This window comes from Streptomyces sp. NBC_01275 (assembly GCF_026340655.1).
Taxonomy (GTDB): domain Bacteria; phylum Actinomycetota; class Actinomycetes; order Streptomycetales; family Streptomycetaceae; genus Streptomyces.
The window spans coordinates 3736575-3757005 of sequence record NZ_JAPEOZ010000001.1 but is presented as its reverse complement, the minus strand read 5'-3'; the positions used below and the strand labels follow the sequence as shown (position 1 = coordinate 3757005).

At 71.1% G+C, this 20431-nt stretch carries 17 protein-coding genes and 1 other RNA gene; 11 read left to right on the top strand and 7 right to left on the bottom strand.

Annotation, left to right across the window (positions count from 1 at the left end):
• Positions 1-83 precede the first annotated feature (83 nt).
• From OG562_RS16470 to OG562_RS16455, 4 genes are all read left to right on the top strand, one after another.
• Positions 84-1802, top strand: a complete 1719-nt coding sequence (locus tag OG562_RS16470) for a serine/threonine-protein kinase (protein WP_266398146.1) — start codon at positions 84-86, stop codon at positions 1800-1802.
• Positions 1803-1963: 161 nt separating this feature from the next.
• Entirely contained in the window at positions 1964-3217 is a 1254-nt protein-coding gene (locus OG562_RS16465; RefSeq protein WP_266398144.1) for a serine/threonine-protein kinase, read from the top strand.
• A gap of 120 nt (positions 3218-3337) precedes the next feature.
• Positions 3338-4444, top strand: a complete 1107-nt coding sequence (gene prfB / locus OG562_RS16460) for a peptide chain release factor 2 (protein WP_266398141.1) — start codon at positions 3338-3340, stop codon at positions 4442-4444.
• A 270-nt stretch (positions 4445-4714) separates the two neighbouring features.
• A complete protein-coding gene (locus tag OG562_RS16455; RefSeq protein WP_266398139.1) occupies positions 4715-5575 on the top strand; it encodes a hypothetical protein in 861 nt (286 codons plus the stop codon).
• Between the two features lie 93 nt (positions 5576-5668).
• Here the strand turns inward: OG562_RS16455 and OG562_RS16450 are convergent, their stop codons facing one another.
• On the bottom strand, positions 5669-5863 hold the full coding sequence (locus OG562_RS16450; protein ID WP_020132389.1) for a hypothetical protein: 195 nt from the start codon (positions 5861-5863) through the stop codon (positions 5669-5671).
• Positions 5864-6136: 273 nt separating this feature from the next.
• On the opposite strand from OG562_RS16450, the gene ftsE reads away from it, so the two are divergent.
• The 5 genes from ftsE (at position 6137) to ssrA (ending at position 10230) form a co-directional block, all read left to right on the top strand.
• The gene (gene ftsE, locus OG562_RS16445; RefSeq protein WP_266398133.1) at positions 6137-6826 is read left to right on the top strand and encodes a cell division ATP-binding protein FtsE; all 690 of its coding nucleotides are present in this window, start codon (positions 6137-6139) and stop codon (positions 6824-6826) included.
• A gap of 51 nt (positions 6827-6877) precedes the next feature.
• A complete protein-coding gene (ftsX, locus tag OG562_RS16440) occupies positions 6878-7795 on the top strand; it encodes a permease-like cell division protein FtsX (protein WP_266398130.1) in 918 nt (305 codons plus the stop codon).
• A gap of 67 nt (positions 7796-7862) precedes the next feature.
• Positions 7863-9074 (top strand): S41 family peptidase, encoded by a 1212-nt coding sequence (locus OG562_RS16435; RefSeq protein ID WP_266398128.1) that lies wholly within the window; start codon positions 7863-7865, stop codon positions 9072-9074.
• A gap of 94 nt (positions 9075-9168) precedes the next feature.
• The gene (gene smpB / locus OG562_RS16430) at positions 9169-9714 is read left to right on the top strand and encodes an SsrA-binding protein SmpB (protein ID WP_266398126.1); all 546 of its coding nucleotides are present in this window, start codon (positions 9169-9171) and stop codon (positions 9712-9714) included.
• Positions 9715-9841: 127 nt separating this feature from the next.
• Positions 9842-10230, top strand: a transfer-messenger RNA (tmRNA) gene (gene ssrA / locus OG562_RS16425).
• An 87-nt stretch (positions 10231-10317) separates the two neighbouring features.
• Here the strand turns inward: ssrA and OG562_RS16420 are convergent.
• The 6 genes from OG562_RS16420 to OG562_RS16395 form a co-directional block, all read right to left on the bottom strand.
• A complete protein-coding gene (locus OG562_RS16420) occupies positions 10318-11328 on the bottom strand; it encodes a LacI family DNA-binding transcriptional regulator (RefSeq protein ID WP_266398124.1) in 1011 nt (336 codons plus the stop codon).
• Positions 11328-13628 (bottom strand): alpha-xylosidase, encoded by a 2301-nt coding sequence (gene yicI / locus OG562_RS16415; protein ID WP_266398121.1) that lies wholly within the window; start codon positions 13626-13628, stop codon positions 11328-11330. Before yicI ends, OG562_RS16420 begins: the two co-directional genes overlap by 1 nt.
• A gap of 11 nt (positions 13629-13639) precedes the next feature.
• The gene (locus OG562_RS16410) at positions 13640-14464 is read right to left on the bottom strand and encodes a carbohydrate ABC transporter permease (RefSeq protein ID WP_266398119.1); all 825 of its coding nucleotides are present in this window, start codon (positions 14462-14464) and stop codon (positions 13640-13642) included.
• A complete protein-coding gene (locus OG562_RS16405) occupies positions 14461-15387 on the bottom strand; it encodes a carbohydrate ABC transporter permease (RefSeq protein ID WP_266398117.1) in 927 nt (308 codons plus the stop codon). Before OG562_RS16405 ends, OG562_RS16410 begins: the two co-directional genes overlap by 4 nt.
• A complete protein-coding gene (locus tag OG562_RS16400; RefSeq protein ID WP_266398114.1) occupies positions 15384-16694 on the bottom strand; it encodes an ABC transporter substrate-binding protein in 1311 nt (436 codons plus the stop codon). The genes OG562_RS16405 and OG562_RS16400 overlap by 4 nt, the downstream gene beginning before the upstream one ends.
• 187 nt (positions 16695-16881) lie before the next feature.
• Positions 16882-18090 carry an MFS transporter gene (locus OG562_RS16395; protein ID WP_266398111.1) on the bottom strand — a complete coding sequence of 403 codons (1209 nt, stop codon included), beginning with the start codon at positions 18088-18090 and terminating at the stop codon, positions 16882-16884.
• Between the two features lie 83 nt (positions 18091-18173).
• On the opposite strand from OG562_RS16395, the gene OG562_RS16390 reads away from it, so the two are divergent.
• Both OG562_RS16390 and OG562_RS16385 read left to right on the top strand, forming a co-directional pair.
• Positions 18174-19169: a LysR family transcriptional regulator gene (locus OG562_RS16390; protein ID WP_266398109.1), complete on the top strand. Its 996-nt coding sequence runs from the start codon at positions 18174-18176 to the stop codon at positions 19167-19169.
• A gap of 433 nt (positions 19170-19602) precedes the next feature.
• The gene (locus tag OG562_RS16385; protein ID WP_266398106.1) at positions 19603-20334 is read left to right on the top strand and encodes a hypothetical protein; all 732 of its coding nucleotides are present in this window, start codon (positions 19603-19605) and stop codon (positions 20332-20334) included.
• Positions 20335-20431 lie beyond the last annotated feature (97 nt).

The following is a 20431-nucleotide window of genomic DNA, read 5'->3' as shown; positions in this document are numbered from 1 at the left end:
TAGGAAGACGACAGCCCGGTGCCGGGACCTCGGCACTACAGTGGGTCGGAACACAGGCAAGCAAGCAGCAGGGAGCGCGTGACGTGCGGCCAGTCGGCAGCAAGTACCTGCTCGAGGAGCCGCTCGGACGCGGCGCCACGGGCACCGTCTGGCGAGCCCGCCAGCGCGAGACCGCGGGCGCCGAGGCGGCCGTGCCCGGCCAGCCGGGGGAGACCGTCGCGATCAAGGTCCTCAAGGAGGAGCTCGCGAGCGACCCCGACGTCGTGATGCGCTTCCTGCGGGAGCGGTCCGTGCTGCTGCGCCTGACCCACCCCAACATCGTCCGGGTCCGTGACCTGGTCGTCGAGGGCGATCTGCTGGCGCTGGTCATGGACCTCGTCGAAGGCCCCGACCTGCACCGCTACCTGCGCGAGAACGGCCCCTTCACGCCCGTCGCCGCCGCGCTGCTCACCGCCCAGGTCGCCGACGCGCTCGCCGCCAGCCACGCCGACGGCGTCGTGCACCGCGACCTGAAGCCCGCCAACGTCCTGCTGATGCAGAACGGCGGGCAGATGCACCCGCTGCTCACCGACTTCGGCATCGCCCGCCTCGCCGACTCCCCGGGCCTGACCCGGACCAGCGAGTTCGTCGGCACGCCCGCGTACGTCGCGCCGGAGTCCGCCGAGGGCCGCCCGCAGACCTCCGCCGTCGACGTCTACGGCGCCGGCATCCTGCTGTACGAGCTGGTCACGGGCCGTCCGCCGTTCTCCGGCGGCTCCGCCCTGGAGGTCCTGCACCAGCACCTGAGCGCCGAGCCGCGCCGCCCCTCCACCGTTCCCGACCCGCTGTGGACGGTCATAGAGCGCTGCCTGAGCAAGAACCCCGACCACCGGCCCAGCGCCGAGAACCTCGCGCGCGGGCTGCGCATCGTCGCCGAGGGCATCGGGGTGCACGCCAACTCGATGCAGATCGCCGCCGCCGACGGCGTCGGCCATGTGCTCGCGCCCGATCCGGCGCCCGCGACGGTGCCGGGGGTGCCCGCGGGGGCGTACGACCCGAACGCCGCGACCAGCGTGCTGCCGCACACCGGCGGCCCCGGGGGCCCGGCGGGCGCCGCCGACCCCACCGCCGTGCTGCCCCACATGGGCGGCCCGTCCGGCGCGGCCGACCCGACCGCCGTCCTGCCGCCGGTGCCGCCGCACCAGCCCGGCCAGCAGGGGCAGTCGCCCGAGCAGCCGCATCCCTGGCAGAACCAGATGCGGGCCGCCCGCGACCGCAACGAGCCGACGCAGGTCCAGCAGTACCTCGACCCCGGCGAGGACCCGCTGCGCCGCCGCCCCCAGCGCCAGGTCGCCCGCCCGCAGCAGCCGCCGCAGCGCCCGCAGCAGCAGCGACCCCCGCAGCGCCCGCAGCAGCAGGGCTACGGCTATCAGCAGCCGCCGCCCCAGCAGCCGCAGCAGCAGTACGCGCCCCCGCAGCACCAGCAGCCCCAGCAGTATGCCGCGCCCCAGCCGCAGCAGCCCCAGCAGCGGCCCGCGCCGGAGCCCCGGCAGCCCAGGGAGCCGCGGGAGCCCCGGCAGCGCGGCGCCAACCCGACGAAGATCCCCGGGCTCGGCTGCCTGAAGGGCTGCCTGTTCACGATCGTCATCATGTTCCTGGCCGCCTGGCTGATCTGGGAGTTCAGCCCTTTGCAGGGCTGGATCGGACAGGGCCGCAGCTTCTGGGGCCAGATCAGCCACTGGTACGACGACGTCTCCGGCTGGATCGGCGACCTCGGCGGCGGTGGGGACTCAGGCAGCGGCGGGGGTCCGGGCGGCAACTGAGCCGGACCCGGCCGTAGGGACGGATCGCGGGTTCGGAACGCGGGTTCGGGTAGCAGGTTTGTGTACTTGTCGACATCTGGCGGGTGATTTCCGTCTCCGCGGTGAAGGTTGGCTCGTCGGACGCGTACTTTGATGGGCAACACGCGTCTGTAGGAGCAGCCTTGGCACGGAAGATCGGCAGCCGGTACACCGCCCACCAGATCCTGGGACGGGGCAGCGCCGGCACGGTGTGGCTGGGCGAGGGACCGGACGGGCCCGTCGCCGTCAAGCTGCTGCGCGAGGACCTCGCCTCCGACGAGGAGCTCGTGGGCCGCTTCGTACAGGAGCGCACGGCCCTGCTCGGCCTGGAGCACCCGAACGTGGTGTCCGTACGGGACCTGGTGGTCGACGGCAACGACCTGGCGCTGGTCATGGACCTGGTCCGGGGCACGGACCTGCGCACCCGTCTCGAACGCGACCGCAGGCTCGCTCCGGAGGCCGCCGTGGCGATCGTCGCGGACGTCGCCGAGGGGCTCGCCGCCGCGCACGCGGCCGGGGTCGTCCACCGGGACGTCAAGCCGGAGAACGTGCTCCTCGACATGCAGGGTCCGCTCGGCCCCGGCGGCTCGCACCGGGCGCTGCTGACCGACTTCGGGGTCGCCAAGCTCATCGACACGCCGAAGCGCACCCGCGCCACGAAGATCATCGGAACGCCCGACTATCTGGCACCGGAGATCGTGGAGGGCCTGCCGCCGCGCGCCTCCGTGGACATCTACGCGCTGGCGACCGTGCTGTACGAGCTGCTGGCCGGCTTCACGCCGTTCGGCGGCGGACACCCGGGCGCGGTGCTGCGCCGCCATGTCACCGAGACCGTCGCGCCGCTCCCCGGCATCCCGGACGAGCTGTGGCAGCTGGTCGTGCAGTGTCTGGCGAAGGCCCCGGCGTCCCGGCTGCGCGCCTCCGAGCTGGCGTCCCGGCTGCGGGAGCAGCTGCCGACGCTGGCGGGGATGCCGCCGCTGGACGTGGACGAGCCCGGCACGGAGGCGGAGGAGGAGGGCGACGAGCCGGACGAGGCGGGCCCCGCCCCTGCCTCCCCGACGGCCCCCTCCGGACGGGTGCGGCGCGGCTCGGTCCCGCTGGTGCCCGGCGCGAAGCCGGACTCCAACCGGGACACCCACACGTCGATGCGGGTGCCCGCGCCGGACGAGCTGGCGGGCGGCGCGCACGGCACGGCCCGCGTCCCGAGGGCGCCGGGAGCGCCCCGCCCCGGCTCGGCCCGCAACCGCTCCGCCGCCCGGCGCCGACGGATCACGCTGAGCGCGGCGGCGGTGGCCCTGGTCGCCGCGGTGGCCGTCGGGACCTGGGCGGCGACCTCGGGCGACGACGCGGGAGCCACGCCCCAGGACACGAAGAACTCGGCGCCGGCGTCACCGTGACCCCGCCAGGGGGCGGAGCCTCGGCGGCCCCGGGCCCCCGGAGGCTCCCGTCCGCGCCGGGCGCCGGGTGAGGCGCGGGCTCCGGCGCTGCCCGGTTGGCGGAGCCGTTACGCTGGAGGCGTGGCAGTCGTCGATGTATCCGAAGAGCTCAAGTCCCTCTCCTCGACCATGGAGTCGATCGAGGCCGTTCTGGACCTCGACAAGCTGAGGGCAGACATCGCCGTGCTCGAGGAGCAGGCGGCCGCGCCGTCCCTGTGGGACAACCCGGACGAGGCGCAGAAGATCACCAGCAAGCTGTCCCACCTCCAGGCCGAGGTCAGGAAGGCGGAGACGCTGCGCGGCCGGATCGACGATCTCGCCGTGCTGTTCGAGATGGCCGAGGAGGAGGACGACCCGGACACCCGTGCCGAGGCCGAGTCCGAGCTCACCGCCGTCAAGAAGGCGCTGGACGAGATGGAGGTCCGCACGCTCCTCAGCGGTGAGTACGACTCCCGCGAGGCGCTCGTGAACATCCGCGCCGAGGCCGGCGGCGTCGACGCCGCCGACTTCGCCGAGAAGCTCCAGCGGATGTACCTGCGGTGGGCCGAGCAGAAGGGCTACAAGACCGAGGTCTACGAGACGTCGTACGCCGAAGAGGCCGGCATCAAGTCGACCACCTTCGCCGTGCAGATCCCGTACGCGTACGGCACGCTCTCCGTCGAGCAGGGCACGCACCGGCTGGTGCGCATCTCGCCCTTCGACAACCAGGGACGTCGCCAGACCTCCTTCGCGGGCGTCGAGGTCCTCCCCGTGGTCGAGCAGACCGACCACATCGAGATCGACGAGTCCGAGCTGCGGGTCGACGTGTACCGGTCGTCCGGCCCCGGCGGCCAGGGCGTGAACACCACCGACTCCGCGGTGCGCCTCACCCACCTCCCCACCGGCATCGTCGTCTCCTGCCAGAACGAGCGGTCGCAGATCCAGAACAAGGCGTCCGCGATGAACGTGCTGCAGGCGAAGCTCCTCGACCGGCGCCGGCAGGAGGAGCAGGCCAAGATGGACGCCCTCAAGGGCGACGGCGGCAACTCCTGGGGCAACCAGATGCGTTCGTACGTCCTGCACCCGTACCAGATGGTCAAGGACCTGCGCACCGAGTTCGAGGTCGGCAACCCCGAGGCCGTGTTCAACGGCGAGATCGACGGTTTCCTCGAGGCCGGGATTCGCTGGCGCAAGCAGCAGGAGAAGTAGGTTTGTCGACAAGGCAACCGCCCCTGATTCAGGGGTGGTTGCCTTTTACGTCACATTCACAGCTTCAACATCGCGCAAAGACCCCCGAGTTGGACATTGCGTGCGCAACGGCCTTGACGTTCCTGTGGAAAGTCGGGAGGGTGCAGTGTGGCATGCGTATCTCTGGGGCGCATGTGAACCGGGGGGCTTCCGCTACATCTCAGCGACCCCCGTCGATCACCGCCCCGAGCGCTGCCTCATCGACGATCAGCTACTGGGGGTAGCAACCTTATGACGAAGAACACGCGGATCCGTGTCGCGCGCATAGCCGCCGGCGCCGTGATCGCCGCGGGCGCCTCGCTGACGGTGGCGGGCGTCGCCTCCGCCGTCGACAGCGACGGCCTGGTCGACACCAGCACGACCACCACCTACGACGGCGAGGACGCCGGCGGCACGGGCGGCGACGACTGCACGATCGTCGTCTGCACCGACGGCGGCACGTCCAGCGACGGCGGTACCTCCAGCGATGGCGGTACCTCCAGCGACGGTGGCACGTCGAGCGATGGCGGTACGTCCAGCGATGGCGGTACCTCCAGCGATGGCGGTACGTCGAGTGATGGCGGTACCTCCAGCGACGGCGGTACCTCCAGCGATGGCGGTACCTCCAGCGATGGCGGTACGTCGAGTGACGGCGGTACCTCCAGCGACGGTGGCACGTCGAGCGACGGCGGCACCTCCAGCGACGGCGGTACCTCCAGCGACGGCGGCAGCTCCACCTCGGGCAGCTCCACCTCGGGCAGCTCCACCTCGGGCAGCTCGACCTCGGGCGGCTCCACCTCCACCGGCGGCTCCAGCAGCACCGGCGGCAGCTCCACCACCGGCGGCTCGGACTCCTCCACCGGCGGCAGCTCCGCCACCGGCGGGACCGACACCGACGGCACCTCCACCCAGGAAGAGGGCAGCTCCGCGCTGACCGACACCTCGGACTCCTCCACCGACACCAGCGCACAGGGCGGCGGCAAGGAGCTCGCCGAGACCGGCGCCGGCGAGACCACGTTCCTGATCATCGGCGCTGCCACCATGATCGCCGGCGGCATCGGCTTCCGTGTGCTGCCGCGCCTCATGGAGGGCCGCGGCGCCGCCGCTGCCTGACGGTAGTCGCACCCGTACACGACGTACGCGCGAAGGGGCCCGGAGCGATCAGCTCCGGGCCCCTTCGTCGTGTCCCAGGGGGACGCGGCGCGGTTACGCGGTCTGGTGGGCCAGCAGCGCCAGCGCGGCCACCAGCACCGCCAGCAGCGCGATCAGCGCCATCGGATTCAGCCCCGCGAAGAAGTTGTCCTGCTGCTGCAGCCGTTCGCGGTTCGCGCGGCACACCGGGCACCGGCCCTCGCTCACGGGCGCGGCGCAGTTAGCGCACACCAGCCGGTCGTACGTCATGCGCTCGCCCTCCTTGCACCGGTTCCAAGTACACAACGCTCACGGAAGCGCGAACGTTCCCCCTACCACTGTGCCAGGTTCCGCCGGAGGTTGCGCGGGTCGTCCTCAGAGGGGGCCTGCTGTCGTCTCGCGGCCGCAGGCCGTGGGGCTGCGCCCCCCTACCCTCCGAACAAAACGGCACAACCTCTCCTCAACCCCTCCCGACGCCTGCGGTTGCGGTCCCGGTTCGCGTATGGTCACGCTCATCTACCCCCGGCTAACCGTGGTGCATCCGTGATCCGATTCGACAGTGTCTCCAAGGTCTACCCCAAGCAGACCCGCCCCGCACTCAGGGATGTCTCCCTCGAGGTGGAGAAGGGCGAGTTCGTGTTCCTCGTGGGGTCCTCCGGCTCCGGAAAGTCCACCTTCCTGCGGCTGGTGCTTCGTGAGGAGCGGACCAGCCACGGTCAGGTGCACGTCCTGGGCAAGGACCTCGCGCGCCTCTCCAACTGGAAGGTGCCGCAGATGCGCCGCCAGCTGGGGACCGTCTTCCAGGACTTCCGGCTGCTGCCGAACAAGACGGTGGCGGAGAACGTCGCCTTCGCGCAGGAGGTCATCGGCAAGTCGAAGGGCGAGATCCGCAAGTCCGTGCCGCAGGTGCTCGACCTCGTCGGGCTCGGCGGCAAGGAGGACCGGATGCCCGGTGAGCTGTCCGGCGGTGAGCAGCAGCGCGTGGCCATCGCGCGGGCCTTCGTGAACCGGCCCAAGCTGCTGATCGCCGACGAGCCCACCGGCAACCTCGACCCGCAGACCTCCGTCGGCATCATGAAGCTGCTCGACCGGATCAACCGGACGGGCACGACCGTGCTGATGGCCACGCACGACCAGAACATCGTGGACCAGATGCGTAAGCGCGTCATCGAGCTGGAGCAGGGCCGCCTCGTCCGCGACCAGGCCCGCGGCGTCTACGGCTACCAGCACTGACGACCGCCCCGCCCCCGCCAGCAGTCCACGGAAAGGCCTGAAGAAGCCGCCATGCGCGCCCAGTTCGTTCTGTCGGAGATCGGTGTCGGTCTCCGCCGCAACCTGACGATGACGTTCGCCGTCGTCGTCTCCGTCGCCCTGTCGCTCGCCCTGTTCGGCGGGTCGCTCCTGATGAGCGACCAGGTCAGCACCATGAAGGGCTACTGGTACGACAAGGTCAACGTCTCGGTCTTCCTCTGCAACAAGAGCGACGCCGAGTCGGACCCCAACTGTGCCAAGGGCGCGGTCACCGACGACCAGAAGAAGCAGATCAAGTCCGACCTCGACAAGATGTCCGTCGTCGAGAAGGTGACGTACGAGTCGCAGGACGACGCCTACAAGCACTACAAGGAGCAGTTCGGCGACTCGCCGCTGGCCAGTTCCCTCACGCCGGACCAGATGCAGGAGTCGTACCGCATCAAGCTGAAGGACCCGGAGAAGTACCAGGTCATCGCGACCGCCTTCGACGGGCGTGACGGCGTGCAGTCGGTGCAGGACCAGAAAGGGATCCTGGACAACCTGTTCGGGCTGCTGAACGGCATGAACTGGGCCGCACGGGCGGTGATGGCGCTGATGCTGGTCGTCGCGCTGATGCTGATCGTCAACACGGTGCGCGTCTCGGCGTTCAGCCGACGGCGGGAGACCGGGATCATGCGGCTCGTGGGCGCCTCCGGCTTCTACATCCAGGCGCCGTTCATCGCGGAGGCCGCGGTCGCCGGGCTGATCGGCGGCACGGTCGCCTGCGGGTTCCTGGTGGTCGCCCGGTACTTCATCATCGACCACGGCCTGGCCCTGTCCGAGAAGCTGAACCTGATCAACTTCATCGGCTGGGAGGCGGTGTTGACGAAGCTTCCGCTCATCCTCGCCACCAGCCTGCTGATGCCCGCGCTGGCCGCGTTCTTCGCGCTGCGCAAGTACCTGAAGGTGTGACGCACGCCCCGAGGGTCGTACGGTCAACCGGCCGTGCGGCCCTTCGCGTTCCCCTAGACTCACCGCCATGTCAGGCCGTGACCTGTTCTGTCAGCCCCGCCGTTTCGGCCGCGGGGCCGCCCTGACCTTGGTGTTCGCGAGCGTGCTCGTCGCCGGTGCCGCGACCGGCGCACTGCCGAGGGGGCCCGGCGAGGGCCGCGGGACGACCGCCTCGGGCGGTACGTCCGGGACCTCTGGAACATCTGATACGTCCGCCTCGCCCGACCCCGCCGGGCGCTCCGAGGACGTGACCCGGGCCGCCGAGGAGGCCGCCGCCGACGGCAAGTCGCCGATGGAGGCCGCCGAGCGGGCCGTCAGCCGCAGCGGGGACCGCTGGGCCGCGGTCTACTCCGAGGGCGAGTACGAGGAGTTCGAGGAGTCCCTCGACGGCGAGTACACCGGCGTGGGCCTGTGGGCGCGGCACGAGCGGGACGGCCGGATCGAGGTGACCCGGGTGCAGAGCGGGTCGCCCGCCGCCGCCGCCGGGATCCGCGCGGGCGACCGGCTGCGCAGCGTCGACGGCCGCGGCGTCGACGGGCTCCCGGTGACCGACGTCGTCTCCTTACTGCGCGGCGACGCCACGGACGCGGCCGCCGGCACCGCCGTACGCCTCGGGCTGGAGCGTGGCACGCGCGCGTGGACCGAGACGTTGCGGCGGGCGCGCCTGTCCACCGGGTCGGTCACCGTCCGCAAGGTCGCCGGCGGGGTCACCGTCATCAAGATCGCCGCGTTCACCAAGGGCGTCGGCGACGACGTCCGCGCCGCCGTGCGGCAGGCCCCGGCCGGCGCCGGGATCGTCCTGGACCTGCGCGGCAACTCCGGCGGCCTGGTCACCGAGGCCACCGCGGCCGCCTCCGTCTTCCTCGACGGCGGCCTCGTCGCCACCTACGACGTCGAGGGCGACCAGCGCGCCCTGCACGCCGAGGCCGGCGGCGACACCGGCCGTCCCCTGGTCGCCCTGGTCGACGGCGGCACCATGAGCGCGGCCGAGCTGCTGACCGGAGCCCTGCAGGACCGGGGGCGCGCGGTCGTCGTGGGCTCGCGGACCTTCGGCAAGGGCTCGGTGCAGATGCCCAGCCGGCTGCCCGACGGCTCCGTCGCCGAGCTGACCGTCGGCCACTACCGCACCCCCTCCGGCCATGCCGTCGACGGCACGGGGATCACGCCCGACCTGGACGTGACCGAGGGGGCGCTGGAGCGGGCCGAGACCGTGCTGAGCGGCCTCGGGGACCCGCGCTGAGCGGCCTCGGGGACCCGCGCTGAGCGGCCGCGCGAGACCGGCCGCGTAATCGGCTTTCCCCCAGACCCCCTCCAGGTGCGAAACTGGCGGGACTATGAGCAAGGGAATGTACGTACCGAAGGAGTCCCAGCCGAAGCAGGGCGGGGCGGCCGTCGCCAAGGCCAAGGACGGCAAGCGCAAGATCGTCGCGCAGAACAAGAAGGCCCGGCACGACTACGCGATCATCGACACCTACGAGGCCGGGCTGGTCCTGACCGGCACCGAGGTCAAGTCGCTGCGCCAGGGCCGGGCCTCGCTGACCGACGGCTTCGTCCAGATCGAGGGGAACGAGGCGTGGCTGCACTCCGCCCACATCCCCGAGTACTTCCAGGGCACCTGGACGAACCACTCGGTGCGCCGCAAGCGCAAGCTGCTGCTGCACCGCGAGGAGATCGACAAGCTCGCGGCGAAGTCCGAGGAGACGGGTCACACGATCGTGCCCCTCGCCCTGTACTTCAAGGACGGCCGGGCGAAGGCCGAGATCGCGCTGGCGCGCGGCAAGAAGGAGTACGACAAGCGGCAGACCCTGCGCGAGAAGCAGGACCGCCGGGAGTCGGACCGGGCGATCGCGGCGGCCAAGCGCAAGCAGCGGCACGCGTAGGAGCTGGGCCGTCGGGAATACGGTGGCCTCGGGGTGCGTTGGTCACGTACGATGACACTGCACCCCACAGCGGGCGCGAATCTCTCTTCGGAGGGGTCCTCTCCGGAGGACATTGAAAAAACAACATGGGGATGATCGGTTTCGACAGCGGATGTCGAAGCAGGGGAAGCGTGTCGAGGAAGCGGCAATGATCTCGTAAACCATATGTCGCAAAAAATAATCGCCAATACCAAGAGCGATTCCCAGTCCTACGCCCTCGCTGCCTAATAAGCAGTGAGTGTAGGACCCATAATGGGTGTCAGCCCGGAAGTGTTCCCGATCCGGATCCTGGCATAATCTAGGGGACTAAACCATCGAGCTCGGTCACGGGGTTCGATGGGAAACCAAACAGTGACTGGGCCCGTCGGCGACTTGTTCGCGTGATCACCGGGGCCGAGAAAATCACAGCGAACTGCACACGGAGAAGCCCTGATTCTGCACCGGTGGACGCGGGTTCGATTCCCGCCATCTCCACTCATCCCATGTGGTGAAGAACCCCGTCGCTTTCGAGCGGCGGGGTTCTTGCTTTTCCGAGGACCGCCAGACGACCTGTCAGACGATCTGTCAGACGACCTGCCGTGGCGCCGTGCTCGCTCGGCGGGTCAGGCGGGGTGGGAGCAGGGTCGCGGCGGGTGCGTTCTCGCCGCTCAGCTTGCGCATCAGCAGGTCGACCGCCTGTTCGCCGACCTCCGCGGAGGGCAGCGCCACGGAGGTGACGGGCGTGTGCAGTCGGGAGGCCAGTTCGTCGGGGCAGATCGCTGTGATCGACAGGTCGGTGGGGACGCGCAGGCCGAGGTGCTCGAATGCCTCGATCAGGGGCTCCAGGATCGCCTCGTTGTGGACGACGACGCCGGTCAGGGCCGGCTGGTCGCGCAGGAGGCGTTCCGCCACCCGACGGGCCGCGGTCGGGGTGGCCTCGCAGGGGTGGACGGCCGACGCGAGGCCGGCGCGGTCGGCGGCCGCGGTGAAGCCCTGGACCACGCGCTGGGCGAACGCCGTCCCCCGCACGTACACCTCCGGCGGCGAGCCGACCAGCGCCACCACCCGGTGCCCGAGCTGCGCGAGATGGTCCACGCAGGCCTCGCCGGCCGCCCGGAAGTCGAGGTCGATGCAGGTCAGGCCGTCGGCCTCCAGGGGGAAGCCGATCATCACGGAGGGCCGGTCCAGGGAGCGCAGCAGCGGCAGCCGGGGGTCGTGGAGCTGGACGTCCATGAGGATCAGGGCGTCGACGAGGGCCGTGTCCGCGACCCGGCGCAGCCCCTCCTCGCCCTCCTCCTGCGTCAGCAGCAGCACATCGTGGTCGTGGCGGCGGGCCGCGGTCACCACCGACACCGCGAACTGCATGACGACCGGGACATGGATGCCGGCCCGCAGCGGCGCGACCAGCGCGAGCACGTTGGAGCGGCTGCTGGCCAGCGCCCGGGCGCCCGCGTGCGGCCGGTAGCCCAGCTCGTGGGCGGCCGCCTCGACGCGTCGCCGGGTCTCCTCGGAGATCGGGCGTTTGCCGCTGAGGGCGTACGAGACCGTGCTGGGGGAGACCCCGGCGTGCCGCGCCACATCGGTGATCTTGACCATCAGCGCTGCCCGCCCTCCTGCCCGTCCCGCCCGGCCGGCTCCGGGTCGTCGGGGAGTTCCAGCGTCAGGAACCCCGTGCCCGTCTCCGCCCGCGCGACGCGGTCCCCGGCCGCCAGCGCCCACGGCGCGACGGGGTCGCTGGAGGACGCCCGCAGTGTGTCCCCTTCCCGTACGACGGTGAAGGCGACGTCTCCGACCCGCACTGTGACCTGGGCGCCCCGCTCCAGGCCGTAGGTGCGCAGGGTGACCCCGTCGGCGTGCGGGTAGTCGGGCCGGTCGGCGTGGGCGCCGACGGGGAGCACCGCGCCGGGACGCACCAGCAGCGGCACGCCGAGGAACCCGTGGCGCTCGCGCACCCAGCGCGGCCCGGTGACCGTTCGGCCGGTGACGTAGTGGGTCCAGGCGCCCTCGGGGACGTAGTACGTCACGTCCCCCTCGTCGCTGAAGACCGGCGCGACCAGCAGGTCCGGGCCGAGCATGTACTGCCGTTCCAGGTGCGCGCAGCCGGGATCCTCCGGGAACTCCAGGACCATCGCCCGCATCATCGGCGTGCCCTCCTCGTGGGCGACGCGGGCGGCCTCGTAGAGGTAGGGCATGAGGCGCAGCTTCAGGCGGGTGAAGTGGCGCAGGACGTCCACCGACTCGTCGTCGAACAGCCAGGGCACGCGGTAGGAGGAGCTGCCGTGCAGGCGGCTGTGGGAGGAGAGCAGCCCGAAGGCCAGCCATCGTTTGAACAGGGCCGGGGTCGGGGTGCCCTCGAAGCCGCCGATGTCGTGGCTCCAGAAGCCGAACCCGGAGAGGCCCAGGGAGAGTCCGCCGCGCAGCGACTCCGCCATCGACGCGTAGGTCGCCTCGCAGTCGCCGCCCCAGTGCACCGGGAACTGCTGGCTGCCGGTGGTCGCCGAGCGTGCGAAGACGACCGCCTCGCCCTCGCCCCGGTGCTTGCGCAGCACGTCGAAGACGGTCCGGTTGTAGAGGTAGGCGTAGTAGTTGTGCATCCGCTCCGGGTCCGACCCGTCCGACCACGCCACGTCGAGGGGTACCCGCTCGCCGAAGTCGGTCTTGAAGCAGTCGACGCCCTGCGCGAGCAGGGCCTCCAGCTTCGCCGCGTACCACTCCCGGGCGGCGGCGCTGGTGAAGTCGACGAGCGCCATGCCGGGCTGCCACAGGTCCCACTGCCAGACGCTGCCGTCGGGCCGCCTCAGCAGATGCCCGAGCTCCACGCCCTCCGCGAAGAGCGGCGAGCGCTGCGCGATGTAGGGGTTGATCCACACGCTGACGTGCAGGCCCTTCGCCTTCAGCCGGGCCAGCATCCCCTCCGGGTCCGGGAACACCCGCGGGTCCCACCGGAAGTCGCACCAGTGGAACTCCCGCATCCAGAAGCAGTCGAAGTGGAAGACGGAGAGCGGGAGTTCACGCTCTCGCATGCCCTCGATGAACGAGGTCACCGTCTCCTCGTCGTACGACGTGGTGAACGACGTCGACAGCCACAGGCCGAACGACCAGTCCGGCGGGAGCGCCGGCCGGCCGGTGAGGGCCGTGTACCGGCGCAGGACGTCCTTCGGGGTGGGGCCGTGGATGACGTAGTACGTCAGCTCCTGTGTCTCGGCGCTGAACTGGACCCGTGAGACGGTCTCCGAGCCGACCTCGAAGGAGACCTTGCCCGGGTGGTCGACGAAGACGCCGTAGCCGGCGTCGGTGAGGTAGAACGGGACGTTCTTGTAGGCCTGCTCGGTCGCCGTGCCGCCGTCGGCGTTCCATACGTCGACGACCTGGCCGTTCCTGACCAGCGGCCCGAAGCGTTCGCCCAGGCCGTACACGCTCGTGCCGACGCCGAGGTCGAGCTGTTCGCGCAGATAGTGGCCGCCGGTGGCCGCGTCCCGCATGATGCCCATGCCCTTGGGGCCGCTGGCGGTCAGGACGCGGCCGTGGGCGAGGAACTCCACGCGCCAGGGGCCGGAGCGGGTCACCCGGACCGAGAGCGCGCCGGACGTCAGGGTCGCCTGGTCGGCGTCGTGGGAGAGTCGGGGGGCGGGCGCCTCCTCGGTGAGGTCGAAGGCCGGCTCGCGCGGGCGTTCGCCGGTGAAGTGGGTCAGGGTGAGGCCGATGACGTCGGGCATCGGGGTGTGGACCTTGATCGTCATGACGGGTCCCGTCATCAGGTCGCCGCGGCTGCGGACGGGCCGGGTCGGCGCGTGCAGCTCCAGCGCGCCGTCCGACTCGACGACGTCGAGGACCTCGGCCGGGTGGGCCGCGGTGACGCCCTCGCGCAGCAGCCAGTAACCGTCGGAGAACTTCATGTGGGGGGTCCTTACTTCACGGCGCCCACCGCGATGCCGCGGGTGAGCGTGCGCTGGAAGACGAGGAAGAAGACGAGAGCGGGGAGCACGCCGAGCAGGGCGGCCGCGTTGGTCATCGTGGCGTCCATCAGCCGCTGGCCCTGGAGGACGCCGAGGGCCACCGACACGGTCTGCTGGTCGTTGGAGATCAGCATGACCAGCGGGAGCAGGAACTCGTTCCAGGTCCAGACGAAGAAGAAGACCAGCAGCACGCCGAGGGTGGGGCGGCTGACGGGGACGACGATCCGCCACAGCACCTGCCACCTGTTCGCGCCGTCGATGCGGGCCGCCTCGATGATCTCCCGGGGGAACCGGCCGAGGACGGAGGAGAGCAGATAGGTGCCGAAGGCCGTCTGGATCACCGTGAAGACGATGATCACGCTCAACCTCGTGTCGTACAGGCCGACCTGCTTGCTCAGGTAGTAGAGCGGGTAGACCAGCGCCTCCTGCGGGAGCATGTTCGCCAGGACGAAGAAGGCCAGGACCCAGGTGCGGCCCTTGATCCTTCCGATGCCGATCGCGTACGCGTTCAGGACGGAGAGGAACACGGCCCCGACCGCCACCGAGCCGCTGATCAGCACCGAGTTGAGCAGCTTCTGGCTGTAGTCGACCCGTTCCCAGAAGTCCTTCAGGCCGTCCAGGTAGAGGCCGTCGGGGAGGCCGAGCGGGCCGTTGCGGGAGTACTCCGTGGGCGACTTGACCGCGTTCACCGCGACGATCAGGAACGGCACGACCATGAGGAGGGCGGCCAGGCAGAGGGCGATCAGGACCGGGTAGCGGCGCAGAGCCGTCCTCATGTGCGTGTCCCTTCTTCGGCGTCCTCCGTGCGGGTCTGGAGTCTCAGGCCGATGACGGACAGGGCGAGGATGATCACGGTGAGGACCGTGGAGATCGCGGCGCCGTAGCCGACCTGGGTCTTCTCGAAGAAGGTGCTGAAGGCGAAGTAGGAGGGGACGCTCGTCGCGCCGCCCGGCCCGCCCTTCGTCAGGACGTACACCGCGCCGAACACCTTCAGCGCGGCGATCGTGCACCAGGTCAGCACGACGTAGACCTCCGGGCGGATCTGGGGCAGCGTGATGTGCCGGAAGCGGCGCCACCAGCCGGCGCCGTCCAGCTCGGCCGCCTCGTACAGCTGCGGGTCGACGCGTTGCAGGCCCGCCATGAAGACGACCAGCGGGAAGCCGAGCTGCACCCACACCAGCACGCCCATCACGCTGTACAGCGCGAGGTCCGGGTCGCCGAGCCAGTCCTGCTGCCAGGAGCCGAGCCCGACGGCCTTCAGCAGTGCGTTGAGCGACCCGTCGTCGGGGGCGAGGATCCAGCTCCAGACGATGCCGGCGACCGCGATCGGCAGCACCTGCGGGAGGTAGAAGCAGGCGCGCAGGACCGCCGTGATCCGGCTGCCGAAGTGCTTGCCGACGTAGTCGAACAGGGCGGCCGCCAGGACCAGTCCGACCGCCGTCGGCACGGCCGCCATCGCGACGACCATGAAGAGGCTGTGCCGAAAGCTCTCCCAGAAGTCCGCGTCGTCCATCAGCTCCCGGTAGTTGGCGAGCCCGGACCACGACGGGGCGCCCACGCCCTGCCAGTCGGTGAAGCTCACGCCCGTGTTCATCAGGAACGGGACGACGATCACGGCCAGGAAGGCCAGCACACCGGGGAGCAGGAACAGACCGTAGGAGTCACGGGACGTGGAGTCGCGAGGGGTGCGCAACTTCATCGTTTCGGTACGCCCTTGTCGTACGCCTTCTGCAGCGCGTCCAGGTAGGCGTCCGGTTTCTCGCCGCCGGTGAGCAGCTTCTGCGTCTCGGAGACGAGGACGTCGTAGAAGCCGGGGACCGGCCAGTCGGGGTAGAAGGCCAGGCCGTCGCGGTCGGAGAGGGTGTTGAAGTTCGCGATGAGTTCCTTGGCCTTGGGGTCGGTGACGGCGTTCGGGTCGGCCGCGACCGGGACTCCGCCCTTGTTGCCGAGCAGGTTCTGGATCTTCTTCGACAGGGTGATGTCGATGAAGTCGTAGGCGAGTTCCTTGTTGTCGGCGCTCTTGGGGACGACCCAGAGGTTGCCGCCGGAGCCGAGGGTGAGGTTCGAGTCGGGCCACAGGGCGGTGCCCCAGTCGAACGTGGCCTCCGTCTGGAAGCGGCCGTACCACCAGCTGCCGGAGAACAGGATCGGCGCCTTGCCCTGGATGAAGGAGACGCCCGCCTGTTCGGCCGTGGCGCCGCTGGACTTCTTGCCGAGGTAGCCCTTCTTCACCCAGTCGGCGAAGGTGTCGGCCGCGTACGTCCAGGCCGCGTCGTGGAAGTCGGCCTTGCCCTGGTACAGCTCGTAGGAGTCGACCCAGGAGCGGTCGGCCTTGGACAGGGCCAGCTGGTAGAGGTACTGCTGGGCGAGGTACTCGGCGCCGGAGTTCGCGAGCGGGGTGATGCCCTCGGCCACGAACCTGTCCATCGCCGCGGTCAGGTCGTCGAACGTCTTCGGCTCGGCGAGCTTGTACTTCGCGAACAGGTCCTTGTTGAAGTAGACCATCGTGTACTCGGCGTAGTCGGGCACGCCGTACCACTTGCCGGAGCCCATCACGCCGTCCGCGTCGTACTGGCTGGTGGTGCGCACGCCGGGGCCGATCAGCTGGTCCCAGCCGCGTTTCGTCGCCTCGGCGGTGAGGTCGGTCAGCAGGCCCTGCTTGGACAGCAGGCCCGCCGTCGCGTTGCCCTTGTTGTACTCCATGAGGTCGGGGGCGTCGGAGGAGTTGAGAACCATCGGGGCGGTCTTCTGGATCTGGTCGAAGCTCTTCTCCTCGAACTTCACCTGCACGCCCGGATGCGTGGCCTCGAACTCCTTGATCGCCGCCGCCCAGGCGACGCCCATCGCGCTGGTCGGGCCCTCGTAGTGCCACAGGCGCAGGGTCTTGGCGTCGGAGGACCCGCCGCCGCCCGAGCCGCCGCAGGAGGCCAGGAGCAGGCTGCCCGCCAGGGCCGCCGCCGCACTCGCCGTCACACGCCTGCTGATGAGCCTTCTTGCCGTCAACATCCTGTGCCTCCGGGGGAGTCGGATGGTTCTCGAGGCCGTTCTCAAGGCTGTTCTCAAGGCTGTTCCGAGGCTGTTCTCAAGGCAGGAACGGGTGTCACGCGGCGTTCGACGCAGCTCGTCGAATCGATTCGACGCGTGACGTCGAAGCGCTTCGACGGGCGAAGGTATGGGGGCGGCTGTGAGTGCGTCAATGGGGTGCGCGGGAATTGCCCGAGACGAGCAGGGCGATGGCCGAGGCGACGACCGGCACGGCGAACCCGGCCGCGGGGGAGACGTGTTCCACCATCCATCCGCCGGTCGCGCTGCCGCAGGCGATGCCGCCGAGCAGACCGGTCACCGCCAGCGTCATGCCCTCGTTGAGGCGGCCCTCGGGGGTGCGTTCCTGGACCAGGGCCATGGTGGTGACCATCGTCGGCGCGGTCGCCGTCCCGGCCGCCAGCAGCGCGCCGGCCAGCAGCGGGAGCGAGCCGGCGCCGGCCGCCGCGAGGAGGGGGAGCGTCAGCAGCGCGGTCATCGCGGCCACGCACCGGGGGTGTCGGCGTGCGGCGGATCCGGACGGCCGCATCGCTCCGTAGACGAGACCGGCGCCGCACGACCCGGCCGCCTGGAGCGCGAGGACGGCGCCCGCCGCCGTACGGCGCCCGTGCTCGTCCGCGAACGCGATCGTGACGACCTCCGTCGCGCCGAACACCGCCCCCAGGGCGAGGCAGACGGCGAGGAGAGGCGGGACGCCGGGGGCGCGGAGCGGGGACGATCCGGCCTTCGGCCGGGGGTGCGGCGGCGGCTCGGTCGCGCGCTGGGCGGCGAACACCAGGATGCCCGTCACCAGCAGGGCCGCGCCGACCAGCGTGCCCGACTCCGGGAAGAGCGTGCCGCACAGGAAGGCCGCGAGCACCGGGCCCAGCATGAAGCACAGCTCGTCGGCGGCCTGTTCGAAGGAGTTCGCGGTGTGCAGGGCGGCGGGGTCGCCGTCGAGCAGATGGCTCCAGCGGGCGCGGGACATGCCGCCGGTGTTGGGCGTCGTGGCGGTGGCCGCGTACGCGGCGAACAGGGTCCAGTCCGGGGCGTCGTACCGGACGCACAGCACCAGTGCGAGGCTGCCGAGCGCCGCGACCAGGGTGGCCGGCACGGCGATCCGGGCCTGGCCGTGGCGGTCGACGAGCCGGGCGATCCAGGGCGCGACGAGCGCGGTCGCGGCGAGCCCGGTCGCGGTGACGGCGCCGGCCAGGGCGTACGAGCCGCGGGTGCCGGCGATCATCACGATCGCGCTCACGCCGAACATGCCCGCGGGGAGGCGGGCGAGGAGGTTGCCGACGGTGAAGGCGCGGGCGCCGGGGACGGCGAGGAGGCGGCGGTAGGGGGCGAGGGGGGTCTCGCGTCGGGTCGGGTGCGGCATGGGGCAACCGTCGCCCGCCGGTGATCAAGGGGTCCAACACCTGCTGGGCGCCGATTCACGCACCAGCGTTGTAAGTTCGCCGGATGCCCGGTCATGACCATGCCCACGCCCACGCCCACGCCCACCTCGACCCGCGGCTCCTGCGCGCCTTCCTCGCCGTGGCCGAGGACCTCCACTTCACCCGCGCCGCGGCCCGCCTCTACGTCGCCCAGCAGGCGCTGAGCCGCGATGTACGGCGACTGGAGCGGGAGTTGGGCGTCGAACTGTTCGTGCGGACCACCCGGCAGGTGACGCTCACCCCGGACGGGGAGCGACTGGTCCCGCTGGCGCGCCGGGTGCTCCAGGCGCAGGAGGAGCTGATCGCCGCCTTCGGACGGGCCCGGCCCCTGCTGGTCGACCTGAACACGCCCGGCCTGGTCACCGGGCGGCGCGTGCTGCACCGGGCCCGTGAACTCGCCCCCGAGCAGGAGCTGATGGCCCGCTACGAGAGCGGGCTCACCGGCGCCGCGGCCGAGATCCTCGCGGGGCGGCTGGACGCGTCGTTCGGCCGGTACGCGGGCCTGGATCCGGCGCTGCGGGCCGGGTTGGACCATCAGATCGTGCGCTACGAGCCGATGGCCGTCCTGCTGCCCGAGGGGCATCGGCTCGCCTCGCGCGCGCAGGTGCCGCTGGCCGAGCTGGCCGGAGAGAGCGTGTACGCGGGCGCGGGCAACCCGCGCACGCCCGAGTGGACCGACCTCGCCCGCCGGCTGTTCGAGGGGCGCGGCATCGCGGTCGCGCCCCCCGCTCCGCTCGCCGTCGGGGACGAGGAGTTTCAACGAATCATGGCGAAAGCGGGCAATCCGGTCCTCGTGGTGGTGGACTTTCCGGCCATGCCTGGAACGGTGTTGCGACCCCTCGTCGATCCGGTCCCTTTGTCGCCCGTGTCGCTGGTGTGGCGAAAGGGGCTGGTCCATCCGGCTCTCGACGCGCTTAGACGGGCGGGGGTCGCGATCGGGGTCGCGGAGGGATGGCTTCGGAGGCCTGTCGAGGGGTGGATTCCGGCCATAGACATGAACATGACTTCTATCCACAAATGACACATCGCGAACACAGGGCCCACGCCTGCGCTAGATTCGTCGACCTGAGCACAGTGGGGTAAAAGGGGCGCGGGGACTGGGTGGGGGCCCGGTTCGTCGACGTGTGCTCAGGGTCGTTCGCGTACCCGGAACAGTTCCGTGGGGGGAAAGAGCACACGTGAAGAAATGGCGGGAAGACGCCCAACCGGAGTGGCCCGAGGTGGCTCCTCCGACCCGGGATGTGCCGGTCATGGGAGTGGGGGCCCAGAGGCTTCCCGAGGCAGGGAATCGGCCCTTGACGGGTGGATCGGGGTGGAACGGAAGATACCGTGCCCTACTCGACGTACCACTCGAAAACGAGCGCCCGACAACCTCGAACACCCTTTCCGAAAACGAACGGTCGAGCGACCTCCGGGATCCCTGGGGGGAAGAGCCCGGCGGGGCTCACGCGAGAGTGCCGGACGGCGACGCAGCGGACGGGAACGGGCACGACCCGGCCGAGGTGACCGTCCAGCTCGACCCGCTGCAGAAGGGGCGGGCCGACGGCCAGGAGGGAGCCGCCTCCGACGTCCCCGTCTTCGTGGACGAGTCGGGCCGCCGCAGCCGTACGTTCCGCCGCATCGGCATCCTCGTGGGCACCGCGTGCGGGGCCTACGCCGTCCTCATCGTCGCCACGCTCCTGTCGGGCAACGCCGGCGCGCCCTGGCTGCCGGTGCCGGTGCCGGGCCAGGCCGAGGACAAGCCGGCCGGCAAGGTCGACGACTCCCCGGCGCCCAGCGGCTCCGCCGATCCGACCTCCGGGGGCTCGGGCGTCGTGGTGCCCGGCATCCCGGGCGTGACCGCCTCCGCTTCCGGCGTGGTGCCGGCCAAGCCGGGAGCGAGCAGCGCGCCCCACGCGTCGGGCAGCGCGGCGCCGCCGAGCGGATCCCCGGCGGCCCGGCCCTCGACGAGCGGGACCGTCCGGCCCAGCGCGGCGGCCACGGGCGGGGCCTCCTCGACGCCGGGTCCGAGCAGCCCGGTCGTCGCGCCGACGCCCTCCGCGACGCCGCCGCCGGCGTCCTCGCCGCCGCCCGCTGATCCGTCGCCCGCCTCCTCGCTCTCCCCGGCGGGAGGATCGTCCACCACCGTCGACGCCGGACCCCCGGCATCGCCGTCCGCCGTCGCGTCGAGCCCGGCCGCCGCCTGATCGGCGGGTAGGGGAGAGACGGAGGCGGAGACAGAGGCGGGGGAGAGGCACGGGGGAAGGGCTTGGGTCTGAGCCTGAGCTCTGGCTCAGGGCTGGA

Coding starts and splice junctions, on each gene's coding strand:
- OG562_RS16395 (WP_266398111.1), bottom strand. CDS start 18,090: ATGCCGCACCCGACCCGACGCGAGACCCCCCTCGCCCCCTACCGCCGC.
- OG562_RS16405 (WP_266398117.1), bottom strand. CDS start 15,387: ATGAAGTTGCGCACCCCTCGCGACTCCACGTCCCGTGACTCCTACGGT.
- OG562_RS16450 (WP_020132389.1), bottom strand. CDS start 5,863: ATGACGTACGACCGGCTGGTGTGCGCTAACTGCGCCGCGCCCGTGAGC.
- OG562_RS16390 (WP_266398109.1), top strand. CDS start 18,174: ATGCCCGGTCATGACCATGCCCACGCCCACGCCCACGCCCACCTCGAC.
- ftsX (WP_266398130.1), top strand. CDS start 6,878: ATGCGCGCCCAGTTCGTTCTGTCGGAGATCGGTGTCGGTCTCCGCCGC.
- OG562_RS16420 (WP_266398124.1), bottom strand. CDS start 11,328: ATGGTCAAGATCACCGATGTGGCGCGGCACGCCGGGGTCTCCCCCAGC.
- OG562_RS16455 (WP_266398139.1), top strand. CDS start 4,715: ATGACGAAGAACACGCGGATCCGTGTCGCGCGCATAGCCGCCGGCGCC.
- OG562_RS16410 (WP_266398119.1), bottom strand. CDS start 14,464: ATGAGGACGGCTCTGCGCCGCTACCCGGTCCTGATCGCCCTCTGCCTG.
- OG562_RS16400 (WP_266398114.1), bottom strand. CDS start 16,694: ATGTTGACGGCAAGAAGGCTCATCAGCAGGCGTGTGACGGCGAGTGCG.
- smpB (WP_266398126.1), top strand. CDS start 9,169: ATGAGCAAGGGAATGTACGTACCGAAGGAGTCCCAGCCGAAGCAGGGC.
- OG562_RS16435 (WP_266398128.1), top strand. CDS start 7,863: ATGTCAGGCCGTGACCTGTTCTGTCAGCCCCGCCGTTTCGGCCGCGGG.
- yicI (WP_266398121.1), bottom strand. CDS start 13,628: ATGAAGTTCTCCGACGGTTACTGGCTGCTGCGCGAGGGCGTCACCGCG.